The organism is Pedobacter cryophilus, assembly GCF_005116455.1.
In the GTDB taxonomy this organism is placed as follows: Bacteria; Bacteroidota; Bacteroidia; order Sphingobacteriales; family Sphingobacteriaceae; genus Pseudopedobacter; species Pseudopedobacter cryophilum.
This window is the reverse complement of record NZ_SWBP01000001.1, coordinates 364558-390463: the sequence shown is the minus strand read 5'-3', so window position 1 is coordinate 390463 and position 25906 is coordinate 364558. Positions and strand designations below refer to the sequence as shown.

At 34.6% G+C, this 25906-nt stretch carries 23 protein-coding genes; 14 read left to right on the top strand and 9 right to left on the bottom strand.

The annotated features are described in order from the left end of the window. The first annotated feature begins 44 nt into the window (after positions 1-44). The 8 genes from pdxA (at position 45) to tatC (ending at position 7020) form a co-directional block, all read left to right on the top strand. Entirely contained in the window at positions 45-1100 is a 1056-nt protein-coding gene (gene pdxA / locus FA046_RS01645; protein WP_136824624.1) for a 4-hydroxythreonine-4-phosphate dehydrogenase PdxA, read from the top strand. A 170-nt stretch (positions 1101-1270) separates the two neighbouring features. Continuing rightward, positions 1271-1807 (top strand): YceD family protein, encoded by a 537-nt coding sequence (locus tag FA046_RS01640; RefSeq protein ID WP_136824623.1) that lies wholly within the window; start codon positions 1271-1273, stop codon positions 1805-1807. 12 nt (positions 1808-1819) lie between these two features. Next, positions 1820-2011 (top strand): 50S ribosomal protein L32, encoded by a 192-nt coding sequence (gene rpmF, locus FA046_RS01635; protein WP_136824622.1) that lies wholly within the window; start codon positions 1820-1822, stop codon positions 2009-2011. A 140-nt stretch (positions 2012-2151) separates the two neighbouring features. Continuing rightward, positions 2152-3093 carry a phosphate acyltransferase PlsX gene (plsX, locus tag FA046_RS01630; RefSeq protein ID WP_136824621.1) on the top strand — a complete coding sequence of 314 codons (942 nt, stop codon included), beginning with the start codon at positions 2152-2154 and terminating at the stop codon, positions 3091-3093. 12 nt (positions 3094-3105) lie between these two features. Beyond that, positions 3106-4095, top strand: a complete 990-nt coding sequence (locus tag FA046_RS01625) for a beta-ketoacyl-ACP synthase III (protein WP_136824620.1) — start codon at positions 3106-3108, stop codon at positions 4093-4095. A 67-nt stretch (positions 4096-4162) separates the two neighbouring features. After that, the gene (gene accB / locus FA046_RS01620; protein WP_136824619.1) at positions 4163-4639 is read left to right on the top strand and encodes an acetyl-CoA carboxylase biotin carboxyl carrier protein; all 477 of its coding nucleotides are present in this window, start codon (positions 4163-4165) and stop codon (positions 4637-4639) included. 80 nt (positions 4640-4719) lie between these two features. Continuing rightward, on the top strand, positions 4720-6066 hold the full coding sequence (accC, locus tag FA046_RS01615) for an acetyl-CoA carboxylase biotin carboxylase subunit (protein ID WP_136824618.1): 1347 nt from the start codon (positions 4720-4722) through the stop codon (positions 6064-6066). 75 nt (positions 6067-6141) lie between these two features. After that, positions 6142-7020, top strand: a complete 879-nt coding sequence (tatC, locus tag FA046_RS01610; RefSeq protein WP_136824617.1) for a twin-arginine translocase subunit TatC — start codon at positions 6142-6144, stop codon at positions 7018-7020. A gap of 150 nt (positions 7021-7170) precedes the next feature. Here the strand turns inward: tatC and FA046_RS01605 are convergent, their stop codons facing one another. From FA046_RS01605 to rsgA, 4 genes are all read right to left on the bottom strand, one after another. Further along, a complete protein-coding gene (locus FA046_RS01605) occupies positions 7171-7497 on the bottom strand; it encodes a nucleotide pyrophosphohydrolase (RefSeq protein ID WP_136824616.1) in 327 nt (108 codons plus the stop codon). Positions 7498-7567: 70 nt separating this feature from the next. Further along, entirely contained in the window at positions 7568-7942 is a 375-nt protein-coding gene (locus FA046_RS01600; protein ID WP_136824615.1) for a GxxExxY protein, read from the bottom strand. 135 nt (positions 7943-8077) lie between these two features. Further along, entirely contained in the window at positions 8078-8530 is a 453-nt protein-coding gene (gene dtd / locus FA046_RS01595) for a D-aminoacyl-tRNA deacylase (RefSeq protein ID WP_136824614.1), read from the bottom strand. Positions 8531-8627: 97 nt separating this feature from the next. Beyond that, positions 8628-9548: a ribosome small subunit-dependent GTPase A gene (rsgA, locus tag FA046_RS01590; protein ID WP_136824613.1), complete on the bottom strand. Its 921-nt coding sequence runs from the start codon at positions 9546-9548 to the stop codon at positions 8628-8630. Between the two features lie 426 nt (positions 9549-9974). Here rsgA and thrA point away from each other — a divergent pair, with 426 nt between their 5' ends. The 3 genes from thrA to thrC all read left to right on the top strand — a co-directional run bounded on the left by thrA (position 9975) and on the right by thrC (position 14788). Further along, positions 9975-12431 (top strand): bifunctional aspartate kinase/homoserine dehydrogenase I, encoded by a 2457-nt coding sequence (gene thrA / locus FA046_RS01585; RefSeq protein ID WP_136824612.1) that lies wholly within the window; start codon positions 9975-9977, stop codon positions 12429-12431. 47 nt (positions 12432-12478) lie between these two features. Next, positions 12479-13408: a homoserine kinase gene (locus FA046_RS01580; RefSeq protein ID WP_136824611.1), complete on the top strand. Its 930-nt coding sequence runs from the start codon at positions 12479-12481 to the stop codon at positions 13406-13408. A gap of 78 nt (positions 13409-13486) precedes the next feature. Then, positions 13487-14788 carry a threonine synthase gene (gene thrC / locus FA046_RS01575; protein WP_136824610.1) on the top strand — a complete coding sequence of 434 codons (1302 nt, stop codon included), beginning with the start codon at positions 13487-13489 and terminating at the stop codon, positions 14786-14788. Between the two features lie 92 nt (positions 14789-14880). On the opposite strand, the gene FA046_RS01570 is transcribed toward thrC, so the two are convergent. Continuing rightward, positions 14881-15933: a proline iminopeptidase-family hydrolase gene (locus tag FA046_RS01570; RefSeq protein ID WP_136824609.1), complete on the bottom strand. Its 1053-nt coding sequence runs from the start codon at positions 15931-15933 to the stop codon at positions 14881-14883. 140 nt (positions 15934-16073) lie between these two features. Here FA046_RS01570 and FA046_RS01565 point away from each other — a divergent pair, with 140 nt between their 5' ends. After that, positions 16074-16331 (top strand): type II toxin-antitoxin system HicA family toxin, encoded by a 258-nt coding sequence (locus tag FA046_RS01565; protein ID WP_136824608.1) that lies wholly within the window; start codon positions 16074-16076, stop codon positions 16329-16331. Next, entirely contained in the window at positions 16328-16714 is a 387-nt protein-coding gene (locus tag FA046_RS01560) for a type II toxin-antitoxin system HicB family antitoxin (protein ID WP_136824607.1), read from the top strand. Before FA046_RS01565 ends, FA046_RS01560 begins: the two co-directional genes overlap by 4 nt. 227 nt (positions 16715-16941) lie before the next feature. Here FA046_RS01560 and FA046_RS01555 read toward each other — a convergent pair whose 3' ends face one another. Further along, positions 16942-18441, bottom strand: coding sequence for a choice-of-anchor I family protein (locus FA046_RS01555; RefSeq protein WP_136824606.1), 1500 nt, complete (start codon positions 18439-18441; stop codon positions 16942-16944). Positions 18442-18842: 401 nt separating this feature from the next. Between FA046_RS01555 and FA046_RS01550 the strand changes: the two genes are divergently transcribed. Then, complete coding sequence (locus tag FA046_RS01550) at positions 18843-20525, top strand: glutamine--tRNA ligase/YqeY domain fusion protein (protein ID WP_136824605.1); 1683 nt, start codon at positions 18843-18845, stop codon at positions 20523-20525. Between the two features lie 75 nt (positions 20526-20600). Here FA046_RS01550 and FA046_RS01545 read toward each other — a convergent pair whose 3' ends face one another. From FA046_RS01545 to FA046_RS01535, 3 genes are all read right to left on the bottom strand, one after another. Next, on the bottom strand, positions 20601-21419 hold the full coding sequence (locus tag FA046_RS01545) for an N-acetylmuramoyl-L-alanine amidase (RefSeq protein ID WP_136824604.1): 819 nt from the start codon (positions 21417-21419) through the stop codon (positions 20601-20603). A gap of 270 nt (positions 21420-21689) precedes the next feature. Further along, positions 21690-22565 carry a dienelactone hydrolase family protein gene (locus FA046_RS01540; protein WP_136824603.1) on the bottom strand — a complete coding sequence of 292 codons (876 nt, stop codon included), beginning with the start codon at positions 22563-22565 and terminating at the stop codon, positions 21690-21692. A gap of 116 nt (positions 22566-22681) precedes the next feature. Further along, positions 22682-25576 carry a DEAD/DEAH box helicase gene (locus tag FA046_RS01535; protein WP_136824602.1) on the bottom strand — a complete coding sequence of 965 codons (2895 nt, stop codon included), beginning with the start codon at positions 25574-25576 and terminating at the stop codon, positions 22682-22684. Between the last annotated feature and the right edge of the window lie 330 nt (positions 25577-25906).

Below are 25906 nucleotides of genomic sequence, written 5' to 3'. Positions count from 1 at the left end.
TTTCAAAATCTTTAATTTGCAGAAAAATTAAGCATTCATTTTTTATGAGCGATTTGTTAAAGATTGGAATTTCTATAGGTGATGTAAACGGAATTGGTTTAGAAGTCATTATTAAAACTTTAGCCGAAGCCGAAGTTTATCAGTACTGTACACCCATAGTTTACGGGCACACCAAGGTAGCTTCATTTCATCGTAAAACTGTTGGAATTCAGGAGTTTATATTTCAGGTAATTAACAATGCAGATCAGGCTCATCAGGGAAAACCCAACATGATTAACTGTTGGGAAGAAGATGTAAAAATAGAGTTAGGCGTTGCAAATGAAACGGGCGGCAAATACGCTTTCCTGTCTTTACAAAGAGCAACCGAAGATTTGGTTTCGGGGAAAATAGATGCTTTAGTTACTGCGCCAATCAATAAACACAATATCCAAAATGAGGTTTTTAAATTTGCTGGTCATACAGAATACGTTCAAGCCATGTCTGGTGCTCCAGATTCATTAATGTTTTTAATGAGCGATGAATTAAAAGTAGGCGTAGTTACCGGGCACATTCCGGTTAAAGATATTGCCACAAATATCACACATGATGCCATAGTTTCTAAACTAAGATTAATGCATCAATCATTAAAGAAAGATTTTTGGATAGAGAAACCAAAAATAGCGGTATTGGGGCTTAACCCTCACGCTGGTGATAATGGTTTATTAGGTAACGAAGAGTTAGATATCATTATTCCAGCTTTAGAAACCGTTAAAAAAGAAGGTATTTTTGCTTACGGTCCGTACCCTGCCGATGGTTTTTTTGGAAATCAAGGTTATACCAAATTTGATGCAGTTTTAGCCATGTATCATGATCAAGGCTTAATTCCTTTTAAATCATTGTCTTTTCACCATGGTGTAAATTTTACAGCTGGGTTGCCTGTGGTAAGAACTTCGCCAGATCATGGTACAGGGTATGATATTGCTGGTAAAAATAGCGCTTCGCCAACTTCATTTAGAGATGCACTTTTTGAAGCCATTCATATTGTAAAAAGAAGAAGAGAGCAACAGCAATTGGAAGAAAACACCTTGCCTTTTACTAAAATGAGCCGAGATAGAGATTAGAAATTAAATTTTGATCGATTTGTTTCTTAAACTTTAACCATCCAGAAGATAAAAATCAGGTTGTTTTATAGGTTAAACACCGAGCTATAATTAGACTATTGATGTCTTTTTGAAAAAAACCTTTACAGCTAAATTATTTTTCCTAAATTTGCAGGCTTAATTGTCGAACTTTGAAATCGTTAAAACAATATTCAATTCCCTTTACGGGATTAAAGATTGGTCAGCATCAATTCACTTTTGAAGTTGATGATCGCTTCTTTAATGAGTTTGAGTATTCTCTGGTAAAGCAAGGTCTGTTAAAAGTAGATCTTTTGTTAGAAAAGCAAGAAACCATGTTGGTGCTTGATTTTCATATTACCGGGCATATTAAATTAAATTGTGATAAGTGTTTAGCTGATTATCCACATCAGTTAGACGCAAAAGACCGTTTAATTGCGAAATTTTCTAATATAGAAGATTTACAAGATACCGAAGAGGTAATGGTTTTATCAAAGAATGATAGTGAAATTGATACCTCATCATTTATATATGAGATAATCAATTTATCGGCTCCTTACATCAACGTATGTGAAGATCCCGGTAATTTAAGTGCTTGCGATCAAGAAATGCTTTCTAAACTGAAAGAATTTTCTGAAGAACAAGAACAAGAAAAAAGCGATGATAATGATCCTCGCTGGGATAAATTAAAGAATATTAGCAAAAATTAAAAATAGGAAAAAATGGCACATCCAAAACGAAAAATCTCGAAATCAAGAAGAGATAAAAGAAGAACCCACTATAAAGCAGTTGCTCCATCATTATGGACATGTAAAGAAACAGGTGCGGTTCACTTGCCACACAGAGCTTACAATGTAGATGGTAACCTTTATTTTAGAGGTAAGTTGATTATAGAAAACACTTCTATAGCTTAAGAAAATAATAATGACAGATCCCTTGTACATACTTCAAAATTTTAAATGAACCTAATGTACAAGGGTTCTTCGTTTTTTTTTACAAGCAAATTATTTAGCCTTAAGAGGTTATTCTCCACTAATACTGAATATTTATTTTAATGAGAATTGGCTTAGATATTATGGGTGGCGATTATGCGCCTAATTCAACTGTTTTGGGGGCTATAGCAGCACAAGCGCACCTTGCAACTAATCAGCATTTAGTATTAATAGGAGATAAGGATTTGATTACTCCGCTCCTACAAGAACAAAATTTTAATCCAGATCATTTCGAGTATATTCATACTACAGAAGTGATAGGCATGGGAGAACATCCTACAAAAGCCATCGTTCAAAAACCAAATTCAAGCATTTCAGTAGGTTTTCAACTTTTAAAAGAAGGAAATATAGATTCATTTGCGTCTGCGGGTAATACAGGTGCAATGTTGGTGGGCGCCCTGTTTAGTGTAAAAGCTATTCCGGGGGTTATTAGGCCAGCAATTTCTGCGATTATGCCCAAATTGAAAGGTGGTTTTAAGATTTTACTTGATGCTGGCGCAAATGCAGATTGTAAACCTGAAAATCTTTTGCAGTTTGGCATTTTAGGAAGTTTATATGCCAAACATGTTTATCATATTGATGATCCTCAAGTTGGTTTAATGAATTTGGGGGAAGAAGCCGAAAAAGGCAGCTTATTAACTCAAGCTACTTATCCTTTACTCAAAGAAAGCAAACTGATTAACTTTTTTGGAAACATTGAAGGCAGAGATTTATTTAATGATAAAGCAGATGTAGTGGTTTGTGATGGCTTTACAGGTAATGTAATGTTAAAGTTAGCCGAGTCTTTTTATGTGTTAACCCTAAAGAAAGGCTTAAAAGATGAGTTTTTTGATAGATTTAATTACGAACAATACGGAGGAAGCCCAATATTAGGGGTAAATGCTCCGGTAATGATAGGTCATGGGATTTCTAGTCCCGAAGCCATTAAAAATATGATACTACTATCTAAAGAGATGGTAGAAACCAAAATAATTGAAAAGTTTAAAACAGCCTTCAATTCATAAAATCCATTAATTATGAGTAAAATTCATGCTGCAATTACTGCTGTAAACGGTTATGTCCCTGATTATATCTTAACAAATCAGGAGCTTGAGACCATGGTAGACACCAATGACGAGTGGATTACCAGCAGAACTGGAATTAAAGAAAGAAGAATTTTAAAAGGAGAAGGTTTAGCTACTTCAGATATGGCAGTCCCTGCTGTAGAAGGGCTATTGAAAAAAAGAGGCATTACCGCTGATGAACTAGACTTAATTATTTTTTGTACCTCTACTCCAGATATGCCTTTCCCGGCAACGGCAAATATTTTAGCAGATAAAATTGGAGCAAAAAATGCCTGGGGATATGATTTAAATGCAGCATGCTCTGGTTTTTTATACGGAATTGCCACAGGGTCACAATTTATAGAATCTGGAAAGCATAAAAAAGTATTAATAGTAGGTGGTGATAAAATGTCATCTATCATCAATTACCAAGATAGGGTGACTTGCATTATTTTTGGAGATGGTTGTGGTGCTGTATTATTAGAGCCAAATACTGATGGTTACGGAGTAATAGATTCTATTCTTAAAAGTGATGGATCTGGCAGGCCATATCTGCATCAAAAAGCAGGAGGATCTCTAAAGCCAGCTTCACATGAAACGGTTGATGCTCATGAGCATGCGGTTCATCAAGAAGGGCAAGCAGTTTTTAAATTTGCAGTAACTAATATGGCAGATGTTGCAGCAGAGATTATGGATAAAAATAACCTGACTGCCGAAGATATTGCTTGGTTAGTACCTCATCAAGCTAATAAAAGAATAATTGACGCCACAGCCAACCGTATGGGTGTTGGGTCTGATAAAGTAATGATCAATATTGAACGTTACGGAAATACAACCAACGGAACCATAGCATTATGCTTATGGGAGTGGGAAAGTAAATTGAAAAAAGGAGATAATTTGATTCTTGCCGCTTTTGGTGGTGGATTCACTTGGGGTTCGGTTTATCTAAAATGGGCCTATTAACAATAGGTATTTACATATAATTGTTATATTAGTTTTCTAAATTAAACACAAAATTAAACCAGTAAACATGGGAATGGATATTAAGCAAATTCAAGATCTGATTAAATTTGTATCAAAATCAGGAGTGAATGAAGTATCAATTGAAGAAAAAGATTTTAAAATCACTATAAAAACTACTCAGGAACATACTTATGTAACATCGGCTATGCCAGCTGCAGCTCCGGTTGCTGCTCCAATGGCTCATCAACAAGCCCCTGTTAGTTTGCCAAATGTACCTGTAATTGCAGGGGCAGATGAAAGTAAATACATTACCATAAAATCTCCAATGATTGGAACATTTTATCGTTCATCATCGCCAGATAAAGCCAATTTTGTGAACGTTGGTGATGAAATTGAAGCAGGTCAGGTGCTTTGTATTGTAGAAGCCATGAAATTGTTTAATGAAATAGAATCTGAAGTTTCAGGAAGAATTGTGAAAGTTTTAATTGATAATTCTCAACCTGTAGAATATGATCAACCTTTATTTTTAGTAGAACCAATTTAAATCAATTTGTCAATTAGCCAGTAAATTTTCCCTATGAAAAGCTATTTAGCAAAATAAACAAACCGACAAATTGAATTAAGATGTTTAAAAAAATATTAATCGCAAACAGAGGAGAAATTGCACTTCGTATTATCCGTACTTGTAAAGAGATGGGGATAAAAACAGTAGCAGTATATTCTACCGCTGATAGAGAAAGTTTGCATGTGCGTTTTGCAGATGAAGCAGTTTGTATAGGCCCACCACCAAGTAAAGATTCTTATCTAAATATCCCAAATATTATTTCTGCAGCAGAGTTAACCAATGCTGATGCCATTCATCCAGGGTATGGTTTTTTATCAGAAAACGCAAAATTTTCTGCCATTTGTGAAGAGTACGGAATAAAATTTATTGGAGCAACTGCTGCCCAAATAAATGGTATGGGAGATAAAGCATCTGCTAAAGAAACCATGAAAATTGCCGGTGTACCTACCATCCCAGGATCTGAAGGTTTACTAGTTGATGTGAAAGAAGGATTAAAAATTGCAAATGAAATTGGTTACCCTGTAATTTTGAAAGCTACTGCCGGTGGTGGTGGTCGTGGAATGAGACAAGTTTGGAAAGATGAAGATTTTGAAGATGCATGGAATTCTGCTCGTCAGGAATCAGCTGCCGCTTTTGGTAATGATGGCATGTATCTAGAAAAATATATTGAAGATCCAAGGCATATAGAAATCCAAGTTATTGGAGATCAGTTTGGAAAAGTTTGCCATTTATCAGAAAGAGATTGCTCTATTCAACGTCGCCATCAAAAATTGGTAGAAGAAGCTCCATCACCATTTATGACTCCAGATTTGAGAGAAAGAATGGGCGAAGCCGCTATTAAAGGAGCAATGGCAGTAAGCTATGAAGGTGCCGGAACAGTAGAGTTTTTGGTAGATAAGCATCGTAACTTCTATTTTATGGAGATGAATACCCGTATTCAGGTAGAACATCCCGTAACAGAAGAGGTAATTAACTTCGATTTAATAAAAGAACAAATAAAAGTAGCTTGTGGAATTCCTATTTCTGGAAAATCTTACACCCCAGAAATGCATGCTATAGAATGCAGAATTAATGCCGAAGATCCATTTAACAACTTTAGACCTTCACCCGGAAAAATCACCCATTTTCACTCTCCAGGTGGGCATGGTGTAAGAGTAGATACCCACGTTTATGCAGGTTATAACATTCCTCCAAACTATGATTCTATGATTGCAAAGCTAATTTGCGTGGCTCAAACCCGAGAAGAAGCTTTATGTACCATGGAAAGAGCCTTAAGTGAATTTGTAATAGAAGGCATAAAAACCACTATTCCTTTTCACCTAAAATTAATGAAGGATCCTAATTTTAGAGCTGGTAATTTTACTACTAAGTTTATGGAAACCTTTGATCTTACTGCCGAAGATTAATATTTGAAAATATGTATATATAAATACCATTTTGAATAGTTTCAAAATGGTATTTTTGTTTCGAGAGATTGTAGAATGAGTAAAGCAAGAAAAACAGATTTAGTAGAATCCATCAAAGAAAAAGGCAAAACAATAGAGGCAGAGATGTCTTTTTTTGATCACTTAGCCGAACTTAGAATACATTTGATTAGAGCTTCTATAGCGGTAATAGTTTTTACTACTGTTTGTTTCTTTTACTACGATTTTCTATTTGATACCATCATTATGGGGCCTCATAAGCCTAGTTTCTGGACTTATAGAATGATGTGTAAAGTTGGCGAATACTTTAACATGGGGCCAGATTTTTGCATCACCAATATTCCCGGTAAAATTATCAATACCGAGATGGCAGGGCAGTTTACTTTGCAAATTAATTCGGCTTTAATGATAGGCGTCATCCTTGGTTTTCCATATTTATTATGGGAAGTTTGGCTTTTTGTAAAACCTGCTTTAAAAGATAACGAACGTAAATCGGCCAGCGGATTTGTGTTTTACGCCAGTATGTTATTCATCATTGGTTTAATGTTTGGCTATTTTATCGTCGCTCCATTATCTATCAATTTCTTATCTAATTACAGTATCAGTCCAGATATTGAGAACACCATCACCATAGATTCTTACTTCTCTTCAGTTGCCACGCTAACCTTGTGTACAGGAGCAATTTTTGAATTACCTATTGTAATTTACATCCTTTCTCGTTTAGGCATCATGACACCAAAATTTATGAGAGAGAAAAGAAGATATGCAGTAGTAATCATTTTATTAATTGCGGCAATAGTGACGCCAACGCCAGATGTACCCACCATGTTAACGGTAAGTTTCCCTTTATTTTTATTGTATGAACTTAGTATAGCAGTATCAGGCAGGGTAGAGAAAAAGAGAAAAAAGGCCGAGAAAGAGTTTTACGCAAACTAAAATAATAAGTTTTTTGGGGCGTTCGGGCGGGTTTTCCATTATATCTTTTTGGTAAAAAAAACCAAAAAGCCTACCCGTCCGGTTCAGGCGGGGATGCCATTTCAACCCCTAACGCAAAAGGCAGCAGCTAATAAAAAAGAACAGCTGGTCTTATTTTAGTTTTTCGTTTTCTTTATGTCTGGTAGCATCTCTAATGCTTTTCTTATCCATATTTTTGGTTAAAGCATCAGTTAAATCAATACCTGTTTGGTTGGCTAAGCAAATTAAAACAAAAAGAACATCTGCCATTTCATCTGCTAAATTTACTTCCTCATCAGATTTTTTGAAAGATTGCTCCCCGTATTTCCTAGCCATAATTCTGGCCACTTCTCCAACTTCTTCCATTAAAATAGCCGTATTGGTTAACTCATTAAAATACCTAACGCCGGTGGTATTTATCCAATTGTCTACTAGTTTTTGAGCTTCTTGTATGGTCATAATTTAAAGTTTGATTTTTTTCTTAACACGGATTATAAGGATTTCACAGATTGAATAAGGATTAGATTATTTAGAATATTATTCTTTTTGTTTGTAGAGAAGGTGTCCCAAAGTTTATAATAAGACCAACTTTTAATCCCGATGCTTTTAAATAGTTTATAGTTTGAGCGATGAATGGATTTACAATCTCTTTACTAGATTTTAGCTCGACTATTATATTTTCAAAAACGACGAAATCTGCGATAAAATGATGTTTGAGTATGATTCCTTCATAAACAACTTCGTATTTCTTTTCTTTCAAAAATGGTATTTCTCTATTAATCAGTTCCACTTCTAAAGCATCTTGGTAAATAGCTTCTTTGTAACCACATCCTAATGCACTATGAATTTTCATACAAGCACCAATAATTTCGTATGATTCTTCTTTAAATAAAAGTTCAGTCATTATTCAGATAGATAGAAATAAATGAAACTCAAGGTAAATACAAAATCACAATAAACAAGATTACGTTACAAAAATCTACTAAATCCTAAACATTCAGAATCTGTGAAATCCTTATAATCCGTGTCAAAAATCTTTTTATTCTTTATTCTTGCTATCAATCATAATCGTCACTGGTCCATCATTCACCAAACTCACTTTCATATCAGCTCCAAAAATTCCTGTTTCAGTTTTTTTACCAGTCAGTTTTTCTAGTTCTAAAATCATTTTATTGTAAAGCGGAATAGCTTTGTCTACTTTGGCAGCTCTTATAAAAGATGGGCGATTTCCTTTTTTGGTTTGGGCAAATAAAGTGAATTGAGAGATGAGAAGAATTCTACCATCAATATCAGCTAATGATTTATTCATCAAATCATTTTCATCACCAAATACACGCATATTGGCAATTTTTTGAGCCAACCAAACTAAATCTTCATCCGTATCAGCATCTTCAATTCCTAATAAAACTAAAAACCCCTGCTCAATAACTCCGGTAATTTCACCGTTTACTTTGCAGGCTGCTTCACTTACTCTTTGTATTACTGCTCTCATTCAGTTGTTGGTTTTCGGTTATCAGTTTACAGTCCTTGTTACTCGTGTTACTCGAATCATATCTCTGTAGTTTAGTGTCTTGATTCTTGCATCTATTCTAATGCCTCGTATCATTACCAAAATACATACTTTGATAGCTGTCGTATCGGGTTGGTTCTATATCCCCATTTTCTAATGCTTTTAAAACAGCACAACCAGGCTCGTTAATGTGTACACAGTTATTAAATTTGCATTGATTCATTAAAGCCCTCATTTCTGGGAAAAAATGAGCTAATTCTTTCGGTTCTATATCTGTAAGGCCTAATTCTCTAATACCTGGGGTGTCAATCAATTTTCCGCCGAAAGGCAATTCAAACATTTCTGCAAAAGTGGTGGTATGTTTTCCGGTATCACTCCAGTCAGAAATTTCACCAGTTCTTAATTCTTTGCCAGGAATAATCTGATTAATTAAACTAGATTTTCCCACACCAGAATGGCCAGAAAATAAGGTTGTTTTATCTTTTAATAGCGCTTCTAATTGGTCTAAGTTAGTTCCTTTAATGGCAGAAACAGCCAAACATTTATAGCCAATCCCTTCGTATAGATCTATGTAATTATCTAAAATTTCTAATCCTTCCTGACTAAATAAATCTAACTTATTAAAGATCAAAACAGCAGGGATTCTATAAGCTTCGGCAGTAACCAAAAACCTATCAATAAAACCTAAAGAAGTGCGTGGAGAAGCCAAAGTAACTACCAAACAAGCCTGATCTAAGTTTGTAGCAATAATTTGAACCTGCTTAGAAAGGTTGATGGATTTTCTGATGATATAATTTCTACGGGGGTGAACTTTAGAAATTACCGCAGTTTCTTGGTCGGGTTCTAGCTCAAAATCAACCTGATCACCCACAGCAACCGGATTGGTGCTTACCAAACCTTTCATCCTAAATTTCCCTTTAATTCTACAATCGTACCTATTTTGATCTTCGCCTATAACGGTGTACCAACTTCCTGTAGATTTTATAACTAGTCCCTGCATTGTTTGTAAAGATAGCCATAAACCTTTTTTGACAAAGAATGGCTTTGAAAATTGTTTTGTGTTTAGTTAATACTCAATAATTGAGTAAAATGAGTATTGTTAAATAAAATCGTATCTGATAATCCGAGGATTATCCCTACAGCCAAAAGATGGTTAATCTAGCAGAATATAGCTTTATAGACTAGCTTTTCCCAATATTTCATTGGGTTTAAAACGCCCTTATTTTATTTGTAACAAAAATTTTGTAAATAAAATTTGAAACATTAGCTTTGGTGTATCAAATACACATTAAGAATGACTTTTTACACAACATATACTACAACAACCACTACGCTTAAAGCGTAAGGGAAGGTAGTTTATGGTTTAAAATAACATATTCAAGCGCCTTCCGAGAAACCGGAAGGCGCTTTTTTTTATACTCAAACAATGAAAATTTTAAAATTCGGGGGGACATCCGTAGGTTCCGTAGAAGCACTAAAAGCCTTAAAGGCAGTTATCAAGACCAATCTTGATCAAAAAGAGCAAATTATTATAGTGGTTTCTGCCATGGGAGGTGTAACTAACCAACTGTTAAAAATGGCTGAAAACGCAGTAGAAAGACTAGATTTTTCTACCTCTTTATTAGAACTGGAAAAAAGACATTTTGCAGTCATAAAGGAATTAGTGCCTTTGCAGCAGCAAAATCAGGTACTCACTAAACTCAAGTTGTATTTTCAAGAGTTAGAAGACATTTTGCAAGGCATTAGTTCTTTGCAGGAGTTAAGCGCAAAAACTAAAGATGCTGTTTTAAGCTTTGGTGAGAAAAGTTCGGCTTTTATGATCAGCCGGATTTTGAAAACCATTCATGAAAAAACTGAGTTTTTAGATGCCTCTTTAGTGATAAAAACAGACAGTTCTTATGGGAATGCAAAAGTAGATTTTGAGCAAACTAATTTTTTGGTAAAAGATTATTTTGAGCATCATAAAGAAGAATTAGTGGTGGTTACAGGCTTTATTTCTAGCGATAACCAACAAAAAATAACCACTTTAGGTAGAGGTGGAAGCGATTATACCGCAGCTATTTTAGGTGCAGCTTTAGACGCCAGCCAAATTGAAATTTGGACTGATGTAAACGGAATGATGACCGCCGACCCACGACGAGTGAAAAAGGCCTTCTCTATGGAAGAACTTTCTTATACCGAAGCTATGGAACTTTCGTTTTTTGGCGCTAAGGTGATTTATCCGCCAACCATGATTCCGGCTTTTTTAAAGAAGATACCAATTGTAATCAAAAATACTTTTGAGCCAGATTTTGAAGGAACTTACATCAAACATGATTTAAAACCAACTCAAACCATTATACGTGGAATTTCTTCGGTAGATCATATCAGCATTATTAATATTGAAGGAAGCGGAATGGTGGGTAAAGCAGGTTTTAGCGGTAGGTTATTTTCCTTACTTTCTCGCGAACAAGTGAATGTGATTTTAATTACGCAGTCTTCTTCAGAGCATTCTATCACTTTTGCAGTCAACCCGGATGATGCTTTAAAAGCAAAAGCCTTAATTGAGTTAGAGTTTGAATTAGAGTTGCAAGCTGGTAAATTAGAGCCCGTAAAAATTGAGACCAATCTTTCTATTTTAGCCATTGTTGGCGAGAATATGAAGAAAACTCCAGGAATTTCCGGGAAGCTTTTTAACGCTTTAGGAAGAAACGGAGTTAATGTGGTTGCCATTGCACAAGGTTCTTCTGAGTATAATATTTCGGTAATTATTTATCAACAAGATTTATCAAAAGCGTTAAATGCAGTACATGATGCCTTCTTTGCCGAACTACAAAAAACCTTAAATGTGTTTGTGGTGGGTGTAGGAAACATAGGTACCGAATTATTGAATCAGATTAACGGGCATCAAGAGTTTTTAGCCAAAAACAATCTCATTAACATTAAAATATTGGGATTAATTAACACCAAAAAAATGTTGATTGATACCGATGGGATCGATTTGGCTCATTGGAAAGCCGCTTTAGATTCCTCATCGGCGAAAGCCAATTTAGAAGAATTTGTGGCCCAAATGAAGGCTTTAAACTTGCCAAATTGTGTGTTTATTGATAATACCGCAAGCCCTTATCCTTCTAAATTTTATAAAGAAGCTTTTGAGGCGAATATCTCGGTGGTAACTTGTAATAAAATCGCTAATTCTGGTGCATACTCCCAGTTTGCCGATTTAAAAAACACGGCACAAAAACATGGCGTCGATTTTTATTATGAAACCAATGTTGGTGCAGGTTTGCCCATCATTAAAACTTTAAGTGATTTAATAGTTAGTGGAGATAAGATTGCCAAAATTGAAGCCATCCTATCGGGAACTATATCTTTTATCTTCAATAATTTTAAAGGTGAGCATAATTTTCATGATGTGGTAAAACAAGCACAAGAAAAAGGCTATACCGAACCAGATCCTCGTGATGATTTAGGTGGGATAGATTTTATGCGTAAAATGCTGATTTTAGCCCGAAACGCAGGTTTTGAAGTGGAGGCTAGTGATGTAAATTTAGGTGCAATTTTACCTCAAAACTGTGCGGAAGCACCAAATGTTGATGCCTTTTATCAAGAGTTGAAAAACTCTAACGCTTATTTCGAGAAAATGAAAAAAGACGCTGCCCAAGCAGGAAAAGTGTTAAGATATATTGGGAAGTTAGAAAACGGAAAAGTAGAAATCAGCTTACAATCTGTAGGGGCAGATCATCCTTTTTATGCCTTATCAGGAAGTGATAATATCATTGCATTTACTACTGATAGATACAACGAAACGCAAATGGTAGTGAAAGGACCAGGAGCAGGAGCAGCAGTTACTGCCGCCGGTGTATTTGCAGATTTGGTTAAGGTAGGAGCAAGTAAGAGCTAAAGGAATAAGGAACAAAGATTAAAGAACAAGGATTTAGGACGAGGTTAATGAAAAAATCTATAAAAGTTTTTGCACCCGCCACTGTAGCCAATGTGGTTTGTGGTTTTGATATTTTGGGTTTTGCAGTAAATGAACCTGGCGATGAGCTGATGATGGAGCTGACCGAGAAGCCGGGAGTAAATATTGTATCTATAGAAGGTGATGAAGGTAAATTACCTTTAGATCCACAAAAAAATACGGTAAGTGCAAGTGTAATTAGTTTACTTAAACAAATTGGCAGAGAAGATTTAGGCGTAAATATTCGCTTAAAGAAAAAAATGCCAATGGGTAGCGGATTAGGTTCTAGTGCGGCTAGTGCTGTGGCGGGTTTATTTGCCCTTAATGAATTGCTAGACCAGCCTTTAACCAAAGAACAATTATTGCCTTTTGCCATGGAAGGCGAAGCTTTAGCTTGTGGACATGGGCATGCTGATAACGTTGCGCCAGCTTTATTTGGAGGCTTTACACTCATTAAAAGTTATGAACCTTTAGAAGTAATTGCATTGCCAGTTCCAAATTTATATTGTGCTTTGTTGTACCCACATGTTGATGTGCCTACTCGTGATGCCCGCCAAATCATCAGATCTAAAGTTTTATTGAAAGATGCCGTTACTCAATGGGGAAATATTGCAGGTTTAATCAGTTCACTTTACACTCAAGATTATGATTTATTAGGCCGATGCATGAAAGATGTGATTGTAGAACCTGTAAGATCAATGTTGATTCCGGAGTTTGATAAAATGAAAGAAACAGCCATGGAAAATGGAGCTTTGGGTTTTGGTATTTCAGGCTCTGGCCCAACTGTTTTTTCTCTTTATAGATCAGCAGATAATGCTCAAAAAGTACTTTCAAACTTAAAACAGCTGTTAGCTAGTAAAGGAATTGAAAGCAATATTTACTTATCAGAAATTAATAAAAACGGACCAATTGTTTTATAGAAGCAAGACATTAGTATCAAGTATCAAGATCTATAAGTGTCTTGATACTTGATACTAACTACTCGATACTAAATAGAAATGAAATTATACAGCACTAAAAATCACGAGCTTTCTGTAGATTTTGAAACCGCAGTTTTTAATAGCCTTCCGGCTGATAAAGGCTTATATATGCCCACAATTTTCCCAAAACTTGAGGCTACTTTAATGGCTAATTGGGAACAAAAAACTTTGCCCGAAATTGCTTTTGATATTGCTTATACTTTATTGAAAGATGATATTTCTGCCGAGGATTTAAAAGCAATTATTGATGATGCGGCTAATTTTGAAGCGCCTTTGCATCCATTAGCTCATGATACTTTTGTTCTAGAACTTTTCCACGGACCATCTTTAGCATTTAAAGATTTTGGCGGACGATTTATGAGCAGAATTATGGCTCATTTTCTAAAAAAAGAACAAAAAGAAATTCAAATTTTAGTAGCCACTTCTGGCGATACTGGCGGAGCCGTAGCTTTAGGATTTTTAAATGTTCCGGGAATTAAAGTCACCATTTTATATCCAGAGGGAAAAGTAAGTCCGATACAGGAATTGCAGTTAACCACCAACGGAAATAATATTGAAGCCATAGCCATTGAAGGTACTTTTGATGATTGCCAAGCTTTAGTAAAACAAGCTTTTCATGATGAAGAACTGAATGCGAAATTAAATTTAACCTCTGCAAATTCCATTAACATTAGCAGGTTAATTCCTCAGATGTTTTATTATGCTAATACTTATGCAAGGCTAAAAGATCAATATGAAGACATTATATTTGTAACGCCAAGCGGAAATTTTGGAAATATTGCTGCCGGAATGATGGCTTGGAAATTAGGTTTACCCGTTAAACGTTTTATTGCCGCTACCAATAGCAATGATATTGTTCCTGAATTTTTAGAAACTGGAATTTACAATGCTAGGCCCTCTGTTCAAACTTTAGCTAACGCGATGGATGTTGGCGACCCAAGTAATTTTGTGAGAATTTTAGATTTGTTTAATAACGATTTATCGGCTTTAAAAGAAATGTTAAGCTCTTTTGCTTTTAACGATGAGCAAATTAAAAAAGCCATTGTAGAAGTTTACCAAACCGAAAACTATGTGGTTTGTCCGCATACAGCAACCGGTTATTTAGCCGTAAAAGCAGATCAAGAACAACATCCTAAGCAGAAAAAAACAGCTTATGTGGTTTTAGCAACCGCACATCCTTGTAAATTTCCAGATGTTTTTGAAGAGCTAAATATTCAATATGATATTCCAGCTCAGGTAGAAGAATTATATCAAAAAGTTAATCAAAAGAAAAGCATGAATAACAGCTTTCAAGATTTTAAAGCTCATTTGATTGGGTAATTATTTAGCGAAGGTTTTTTAAGATTAACCTTCGCTTTTTTTTTAGGATGACTTTTTCTTCTTTCTAATGATGGTTTTGATTACTAAATATTTTAGAGACTTACTTTTTTCTCACCACCATCTACACCTTTCACAAATTTGATGAGCCCTTTAAAATAGGTTTCCTGATCATCGTACAAACTCATGTGGCTGCCATTTGGGCAAAATAAATAACTTCCGTTCTGAGCATTTTTAGACATTTGTTCCATGTGTGCAGGGTCCATGGTATCGTGTTTTGCGCCAATCACCAAAGTAGGGACGGTCAATTTCTTTAAATCTGCCATACGATCCCATTTTTCTAATTTTCCAGAAAGCCCAAATTCACTAGGTCCTTGCATGGTTACATATAAAGATTGGTTCATTTTGGCAAACGAGCGATTTACTGGCTCGGGCCATTTATCTACAGGCATTCTTAAAATATGTTCGGCGTAAAAGTTTGGCATTAGCAGCTCCATATAACGTGGATTTTGAAAATCCTTTTTTGCTTCAATTTCTCTAATTTCTTTTAAAACTTCAGGCTTTAGTTGCTTAGAAAGCACTTCTTCTGCGTATTTACTATAATCTGGAGCGCTAGCCATCATATTAGAAATGATTAACCCTTTTAAGTTGTCTTGATATTTAAGAGCATATTCTATGGCTAAAATGCCACCCCAAGAATGTCCTAACACATAAAAATTATCTTTACTTAAGTCTAAAGCTTGGCGTACTTGTTCAACTTCTTCCACATACCTTGGTAAATCCCACATACTAGTATCTCTAGGATCGTCTGAATTGCCGCAACCTAATTGGTCGTAATAAATAAATTCAATTCCTTCTGCAGGCATAAAATTCTCGAAGCATTCAAAATATTCATGGGTAGCACCAGGACCTCCGTTTAGCAAAAGAATCTTCATTTTTGGGTTATTCCCAAAACGTTTAGTCCACACATTAAAAGTCCCTTTTGGAGTTTTAATAGGAATCATTTTTACCCCACCTGTTTGTACATCATCTCCCGTTTTTTCAAAGTAGGTGTTTTCTGTGGTTTGCTTTTGTTGGTTTTTACAGGAATAAAATAAGGTAATCGTAAAAAGTAAAGCGATGGTTAGAATTGGGTTTAACTTCTTCATTTTTAATAACGTTAAGGTTTTGATTTTGGAATACTGAAGTTAAATATTTTTTGGAGTACTACAAGTTGATGTGCAGGAGATAAATTCGTGAAAATGATTTTTTTATTATATTTGTAACTGAATTATAGTTACATATTGATTTGAGTAAAATAGAAAAACTAATTACCCGTTTTTTAAATAAGCCAAAAGATTTGACTTGGGATGAATTGGTAGTCATTTTAGGTTACTATGGTTATTTAGAAATAGCAACTGGAAAAACCGGGGGGTCTAGAAGGAAATTTTCGGATAAGGATCAATCAATTATTAGTTTACACAAGCCACACCCAAAACCTATTGTTAAATCTTATGTGATAGAACAAGTTTTGGATCATTTAAAAGAGAAAGGAAAAATAAAATGATTAACTCCTTAAAATATCAGGATTATACAGCTTCTATTCAATACAGTACAGATGATGAAGTGTTTTTTGGTAAAGTAGTGGGCATTACAGATTTGATTACTTTTGAAGGGACTTCTGTTGCAGAGTTGAAAGCTGCTTTTAAAGAAGCAGTAGAAGATTATTTCGAAAGCTGTAAGAATTTAGGTAAAACTCCCGATAAAACCTATAAAGGAATGTTTAATGTGAGAGTACCTGCAGGCTTACATAAAAAGGCCGCAACATTTGCTTCTTTACATGATATTTCTTTAAATGACTTTGTTAAAACAGCTATTATTTATGCCGTAAATCACGAAGACGATTTTAGTTCAGTTTTGTTAGATAATAGTGAAGATTATGGTATTTAAAATAGGTGTTTTTAGGTAAAAAAATAACCGCTCTTAGGTTAATTTGATTGGGACTTTTCCAGAATTTCTAAAATCTTTTTTAAAATTTCGTTTTGTTCATGTTTTTTTTGATGTTTTTGCTGCTCCAATTAAAAATATAATTTATAGAATTCACATAATAGGAGCATAAATTTCAACAAAAAAGCCACTCGGTTAAAAGTGGCTTTTTAAAGATTTAGTTTATGTTTTTATATTGTTCTTGGACTGTAAATTTTTATAACACCATCGTTTTCACTACTAACAATCAATAAACTCTTTTTGGTTGGACTGTTTTTAGCCTCAATAAATAACACACCTTCTGGGGCATCGCCACATTTTATGATTTGTAGAAATACTGGGGCACTTGGCACTGTTACATCATAAATAGCAACGGCATCAACTCTTTCCATCCCAATAAAGGCTACTTTTTTATTTCCAACGGTTCCAATGGCTATTCCTTCTGGTTCTGCACCCTTATCATCGCTTCTTGCATCGTCGTAAAAATTAGCAGATATAGCTTTTGCATCTAATTCGTTTTTGCTGTCAAAAACTAAATTTCCATCATTCCCATTCCAAACGCTAAAAGATCTTGCTCCTAAAGAATAAAGAGCATCAAAATCTCCGTCTCCATCAGTATCTCCTAAAGTAGTGGTAATATTTAATCTTCCTAATTGCGCATCAGTTCTTAAAGTGGCTCCGTCTGGAAAAGCAGTTGCATCTAAGTTGATATCTTTGACTCTTTTAATTTCTGCAAAGGCAGCATATTCTCTGGCATCACCTTCGTTAGCTGTAAAAAGGTAAGGAATTCCTCCGCTTTGTAAAACCGCAATAGCATCTGGCATATAAATGCCTTTTACTTTCCATTTAGTTAAACTCATTTTACTGTCTTTATCGCTAGGGTCAATTTCATTACCTGCAACATTATAATCTTTAAAACCAAGAGGAAAGATGCTGGTAATGGTTTTTGTGCTTAAATCTACTTTTGCAATTCCATTGTTTTCTTGTAACGTAACCCAAGCAGTTTTAGAGTCTTCAGAAACGGTGATGTATTCTGGTTCAATATCTTTAGCAAAATCATTGCTTGGTCCAAAAATTCTGAAACCTTTACTTTTTAAGGTCGCACTCTGACTTGCAAATGAAGTAAAGTTAAGGGTGGTTACCGTATAATTTTCTACAGCTATAATAGAAATTGTTCCCATCGGGTCGTTTGCATAATCGTCACTTGGTTCACCTTCATTAGCCGTTAAAATAAATTTTCCATCTGGCGAAAAGGTAATCATATCTGGCAATGCACCAACTTCTATTACTTTAATCTCGCTGTAATCGCTGGTTTTAAAAACAACTACTTTACCATTTGCTTGCTTATTTGTTGATTCTATTGCAGCAGCTAGTTTACCATCATTTACGGCTACACTATTTACTACGCCACCATAAGGTAGTGTTGGTATAGTAGCAATTACTTTAATATTTGTAGGATCAGAAAAATCTAACACATCTATTTTGTTAACTGTACCGTTATTTACCACAAATAACCTTTTAGTTTGAGGGTCAAAAGCAGAAATTTCTGCTGCACCAACATCACCAATATCTATACTTCCTATCTCGCTAAAAGTAGCGGCGTCTTCATTAACAAAAAATTCTGGTTCATCTTTCTTACAAGATGCAAAGGCTAATAAAATAAAAGAGAGTGTAATTAATTTTAATTTCATATTCGGATTTTAATTTTTCCAAAGCTATTTCGCTGTGGTTAAGCCCGTTTAATTAAAATGTTAAATAATTATCATTTAAGTTTTAAGTTAATATCAATTTACGGTGAAGATTAAAATTTGTGAATGATATATGGTTTTTTTAGATAGTAGCAATAACCTATGTTAACTAAACCCGGTAGTAGCGTTTACCGGCCCTGCGAATAATGCCTCCCGATGGATATTCGGGACAGGTTGTGCAGTATGAGCGGATGACGGGACTATCATAACCTAAGAATTATAGGTTTTGCTTTTCTGATTATTAAAAAGTTTAAACCATTAATTTACAGCTGCCGAAATAAATTAAGGATGACAAACAGGCTTCCCGCCTTTTTCTTACTTTTGTGACTTGTTAATTATTGAAGATGTCTGAAGAAAAATCATTAAACTTTATTGAAGAGATTGTAGAGAACGATCTGAAAAGTGGAAAATACGCTCAAATTGTCACTCGTTTTCCGCCAGAACCCAATGGTTACTTACATATTGGGCATGCGAGTAGCATTTGCCTAAATTTTGGTTTAACGCAAAAGTTTAATGGCTATACCAACCTCCGTTTTGATGATACCAACCCTGTAACTGAAGATACAGAGTATGTAGAGAGTATTAAAAATGATATTAAATGGTTAGGTTTTACTTGGGAAAATGAGTTTTATGCGTCAGATTATTTTGATACGCTTTATACTTACGCAGTAAAACTGATTGAGAAAGGTTTGGCTTACGTAGATGAGATTAGTGCAGAAGAAATGGCAACTTTGAAAGGTACACCTACCGAACCTGGAAAAGATAGTCCATATAGAAACCGTTCTACAGCAGAAAATTTAGACCTATTTGAACGCATGAAGAACGGCGAATTCCCTGATGGAAGCCGTACTTTAAGAGCTAAAATAGATATGGCGCATGTAAATATGTTGATGCGTGATCCTATTTTATACCGCATAAAACATACCCATCATCACCGTACCGGAGATAAATGGTGCATTTACCCGATGTATGATTTTGCCCACGGACAAAGTGATGCCATTGAAAATGTAACCCATTCCATTTGTACTTTAGAATTTATTCCGCACCGCGAATTATATAATTGGCTGATTGAGCAATTGGAGATTTATCCTTCTCATCAATATGAGTTTGCTCGTAAAAATTTAAATTATACCGTTACCAGCAAGCGTAAATTGTTGCAATTAGTAACCGAAAAATATGTGAATGGTTGGGATGATCCAAGAATGCCAACGATAAGTGGCTTACGCCGAAGAGGGTTTACGCCGTCATCAATCAGAAACTTTTGTGATAGAACAGGGATTTCTAAACGTGATAACTTATTAGAATACAGTTTGTTAGAATTCTTTATCAGAGAGGATTTAAACAAAACTTCATGGAGAAGAATGGCGGTTTTAGATCCCATTAAAATGGTGATTACCAATTATCCAGAAGGACAAGAAGAACTATTGCATGGCGAGAATAATCCAGAAGTTGAGGGTCATGATGGCGAAAGAGCAATTCCTTTTAGCAAAGAATTATGGATTGAACGCGAAGATTTTATGGAAGAACCGCCTAAAAAGTTTTTCCGTTTGGGGCCTGGTTTAATGAGCCGTTTAAAAAATGCTTACATCGTACAATGTGATTCTTTTGTTAAAGATGCAGATGGAAATGTAACCGAAATTCATTGTACTTATTTCCCTGATTCTAAATCTGGAGAAGATACATCGGGCTTAAAAGTAAAAGGAACTATGCATTGGGTAAGTGTTCCACATGCTAAAACTGCCGAAGTACGGTTGTACGACAGGTTATTTACATCTGAAGAACCCGACCGTGAAGAAGGCGATTTTAAAGACTATATCAACCCAGAAAGTTTAGTGGTATTGAAAAATGCCTACATAGAACCAGATTTAGCCAACGCGAGTAAACAATTAGAAGAAAACCCCGATAGACGTTACCAGTTTATTAGAAAAGGATATTTTTGTGTAGACAAAGATTCTACAGAAGATCATTTAGTATTTAACAGAACTGTAACTTTAAAAGATACTTGGGCTAAAGAAGTTTTGAGATAAGAGTTTTAAGTTTTAGGTTATAAGTTTTAGGTTGGCAGAGTACTTAGAACTTATAACCTACAACTTATAACTCAATCAATACTTTCTATACAAATTAAACAGCACACATTTATCCCAACTGCTCATTATTGGGCTGATATCTAATTTCACAAAATGTCTTTTAAATGCGATGATTGCCGAGGGTAAATCTCTGGTATCATAGCCAATTCTGTGTAAAGCATTTTCTACATCAAAATCTTTAGGAGGCAATGCACTTGGAATGTCATACCATAAACCAAAACCTTTATCGGCTAAAGTTTTCCATGGAAATAAAATGCTTGGATCTGACTTACGTTTGGGTGCAATATCCGCATGACCTATAAAATTAGGAGTTGGAATACTATACGTGGTTTTTAGTTTTGCTAACAAAATTAATAAACTATTAATTTGAGCGTCGCTAAAAGGCTCTGTACCGTTGTTGTCTAATTCTATCCCAATAGAACAAGAATTCATATCGTAATTATTTCCCCATTTACTTACACCCGCATGAAATGCCCTTAACTCGTCATTTAACATTTGTACAATATGCCCGTTACGGCCAACTACATAATGGGCACTTACTTGTGTGCGTTCTAAAATAAAAGTTTTAATGGTTTGTTCTAGCGAATCTTGCGCTGTGTGATGGATAACTACAAAATTAGGTTTTCTACTACTAAAATTAACCGTAGGGACATAAGAAGTTGGAATAACATTTCCAAAAGAATCTGCTAAAAATGGAGCTACATTTAATTCCATTTTTTCTTCCACTGCTTTTACTTTTTCTTCCTGAATTTTTTGAGCTTGCTGAAAAGGCTTTGGTGAACAGCCGGCAATAATTAGAATAAGAAGAGTAAAGGTGATTTGAAAACGATTCATTTTTAAAATATTTTATTTGGGCGTTTTAACACGCTTTACGCTGTATCTTTTGGCGAAAAGCCAAAAGGATGCCGCTTCAATCGTTAACGCAACCTGCAAATTTAGATTCAATCGTCTAATAAAAAAGCATACAAAATCTATCTAAATTTTAGTTCTGCAAACTTATAAATTATTCTTAATGAGGCTTTAAATTTTTATTGAATATTAAAGGCATAAAAAAAGCTCCAATTCAAAAAGAAAGGAGCTTTTATAATTTATAAATTCTTTATGTTATTTCAATCGGGGCATTAAAAAACTTAAAGTTGCTGCATAAGCATCAGAAGCAGCAACACTATTGTAAATTGGATTTGATGGATTTGCAAAAGCATGGTCTGCATCATATTGTTTTAGTATTAATTTCTTTCCAGCTTTGTTCATATTGGCCTGAAAATCTTCGGCAACTTTAGGCGTAATCCATCCGTCTTTGTTAGCAAATATCCCTAAAACATCGGTGTTTAAAGTTTGTAAACGTTCTATATTAGTTTCGGGCATACCATAATACATTACACAACCAGCAGCTTGTTTACCAGCCATAATAGCAGTTTGTAAACTCCAGCCTCCGCCAAAACACCAACCAATAGTTGCAATTTTAGCATTTGGACCGGCTAAATTAATAGCCCCGTTAATAATATTTTTGATCCTATTTTCATCAGCACCTTGCATAAATTTACCAGCCATTTCTTGTGTAGTAGCTACTTTTCCATCATAAAGATCTAAAGCAATTACATTGATGTTGCCTAAATCTTTATATAATTTGCCTGATACTTCTTTGATGTAATCATTTAATCCCCACCACTCGTGAATTACAAAAATGTAGTTGTTAGTTGGGTTTGCAGCTTTAATCATAAAGCCGCTCGCATCAGTACCATCAGCTGCTTTAAAAGTAATTTTTTCGCCTAAATCTGTAGTAGCTGTAAAAGGAGAAGGGTTTTGATGTTCTTGAACAAAACTTTTATCATCTGCTAAAGAAGCAAACTGTACTGTTGCAGTAGATTTTGTTGAGCCATCTGGAGTGGAAGCCGCAGTATTACAACATGCCATTTTGGTTTGGCTAAACGCCGTAGCACTAACTATTAATGCTATGGCTAGGATATAAATTTTTTTCATGATCTTATTTTTATTTACATGTTCGAACATGTAAACGCGAAAGATGTTTTTATTTAAGAATAAAAACGTTAAAATTTTTTAAAAAATGATCTCAGAAATTGGAGAGGTAAACTTGTTTAGGCTAAAATCTCTTTAATATCAGCCTCTGATAAAGATTTCATAAAGCTATCTTCTGTAGTAATTAAGCTTTTGGCTACTCGTAGTTTTTTATTTTGTAAAGCCAGAATTTTTTCTTCCACCGTGTCTCTAGTGATAAATTTATAGATAAACACATTCTTTTTTTGCCCAATTCGGTGGGTTCTATCTATAGCTTGTTGTTCTACCGCGGGGTTCCACCAAGGGTCTAAAATAAATACATAATCTGCCTCGGTAAGGTTTAAACCAACACCGCCAGCTTTAATAGAGATTAAAAATATTTGAATGTCTTGTTCGGCTTTAAATTCTTCTACTACTTTTCCACGGTTGGTGGTAGCGCCGTCTAAATAAGAATATTTGTAATGATGACGTTCTAAATATTTTCTGTAAAGATCTAATTGTTTCACAAACTGAGAAAAAACCAAAACTTTATGCCCAGCTTCTACTACGCTTTTTAATTTATCAATTACGTCTTCAAATTTACCCGATTCTCCTTTGTAATCCGCATCTACTAAAGCAGGGTGATTAGCAATTTGGCGTAATTTGGTTAAGCCTTGTAGCATTTGAATGGGCGATTTGCTGTAATCACCAGTTTCTAAAGCCTTTAATATTTCGTTGCGGTAATCTGATTTTGTTTGCTCATAAATCTCTAGCTGATCTTCAGTCATTTCACTAAAGAATAAGTTTTCTGTTTTTGGAGGCAATTCTGTTGCTACTTGTTCTTTGGTCCTTCGCATTACAAAAGGCTTAATCAATACCTGTAGCTTTTGGGCCATTTCCTCATCTTTTTTCTTTTCTATAGGCTGTACAAAATCTTTTAAAAAGAAAGTTTGCGAACCCAATAAGCCTGGGTTAATAAATGACATTTGTGTCCAAAGATCATTCACGGTATTTTCTACCGGTGTGCCCGATAAAATCAATTTATGCTTAGATTTTAACTGTTTTACAGCCTTAAAAGATTTAGATGATGGGTTTTTAATATTCTGACTTTCATCTAAAATAATGTAATGGAAATACATTTCTTTTATCACGTCAATGTCTACTCTGGTAATGCCATAGGTGGTAATTACTACATCGTATTTATCAAAAACAGCAATATTTTTATCTCTAAAAGTTCCGGTATGGGTATGGATTTTTAGTTTTGGGGTAAACTTTTTAGCTTCATTTACCCAATTGTAAATTAATGAGGTAGGCATCACAATTAATGATGTAGTGTGTATTCCTTGTTCTGCTTGCTCTTCTTTTCCTTTTTGAAGTAAGGCTAAAGTTTGAATGGTTTTCCCCAAACCCATGTCATCAGCTAAACAACCACCAAAATTATACTTTTGCAGAAAGTGAAACCAATCATAACCTGCTTTTTGGTAAGGACGCAAAGCTCCTTTAAAATTAATTGGAGCAGCTATTTCTTCAATATTATCAAAATCAGAAAGGCGTTGTAATTTTCTGTCCATGGTAATGGTAGCCAACTCGCTATTGGCAAAATCATGTACCAAGCCTACATGCAGCTTCTTTAACCGTAGCTCCTCATCGCCTTCTGTAAAGTTTAACAGATTTCCATACTGAGAAAACCATTTTTCAGGAATAATAGCAATCTCTCCGTTGGGTAAAGTAAATTCTCTTTTTTTATTGAGGATATGATGCTTTAGCTGAATAAACGGAATTTTATAATTCCCAAATTGTACAATGGCTTCAATATCAAACCAATCGTTTTTCTCTTTAATCTCGAGGTCTATTTTGCTGCTGCCAATAACATATTTTTTAGCGCTGGTATCTTGTTCAAACTCAAAACCCTTTTCAATTAAAACATCATGATTTTCGCTAATAAAGTCAAAAACAGAAAAAGAACGATCGCTTTCTTCATTCACTTGGGCAACTTCTAAATGAACAAATAATTCGCTTTGCTTGGTTAAACCCATAGCCAAAAGCTCCTCTAATTTCTTTTTCTCCCAGCTTAATGATCTTTTTATCCTGTGAAAAACATAATTATCATCTTCCTTTTCCATCCTTACGGTTACGGCTAAATCGCCACCAGCCGCAAAAACGTAATTTCCATATTTAAAAAATAGCTGGATTTCTGATACTCCGCCAGATACATAAACCACTTTTAAAATAGGTTTTGCTTCATGTTTTTCGGTATGGATGGTAAATCCTTCTGCATAAACATGGTATTTCTCAATCAAGGGAGCAACAAATTTTTCAAAATAAGTGGCCTCTGATGATTTTGGGATAGAAATAAAACGCTTATTTAAAAAAGGCAATAATTTTTTACCTTCTAAGTCTTGTTCAAAATTGTAAAGGACATCATCCAATAATAAATAAGCAGGATGATTGATAATCACCTGTGCATCTTTAAACATGAAATCTATTCTTTTTTCTAAATATTTTATAGTCGGGAAGTATCTCGTTTCTGTTTCGTTTCTTCTAAAATGAAATAAAACGGTTGCAGGCTCTTCTGCAAAATGTATTTGTTTTTCTACCGGCCAACCTTCTTTACTCATCACATAAACTTCTTTATTTCTTAAAAGGAGTAAAGCGTCACTTAATTTTTGTTCAATTTTTGGTCTTACAGCATCATAAAATTTTTCATCCCAGTTTTTACTAAAAAATTCGGTAGCTCTAATGGGTTTTTTGTAGAATTTTTTAATGATGCTATCTTGTTCTACATCCTCTAAAAGTTTTATTAGCTTAAAATCAGTAGGATCAAGCCATTTGGTAAATTCTTTTGCCGTACTGGTAAAAAGTCTTTGGTAGGTGAGAGAAAAATCCCCGTCAGGATTTAACTGAACAATATGAGGTTCAATTAAAAAGCCTAAATACTCATGCTTAGCAAATGAATATACTAGCTTACAGGGTTTATCTGTTGCAACTCTTAACATTAAATGGATAAAAAAATTTAGGTAATTTAAGGAGGTAGTAGATAGAAAAAATTCTAATCTACTAATAGATTCTGTTAAACTGAAAATAAATTCATATTTTTTTATAACTAACTGAAATTTAAACCTTTTGATGAGCGATGTTATTGTTTTAGCATTTGGCTTTTTTGATTGTAAATTTTAGATGCCAAACCTAAATGAAAAAGATTTTAAGCCAATTAATTAGGGTTATGATAGGTTAAACAGTAGCTTTTAAAATTAAAACAGTTAATATCGGTATCATATTCATTATTTTGGACCTGTTGATTTCTTTTCAAGGAGTATATTTCTATT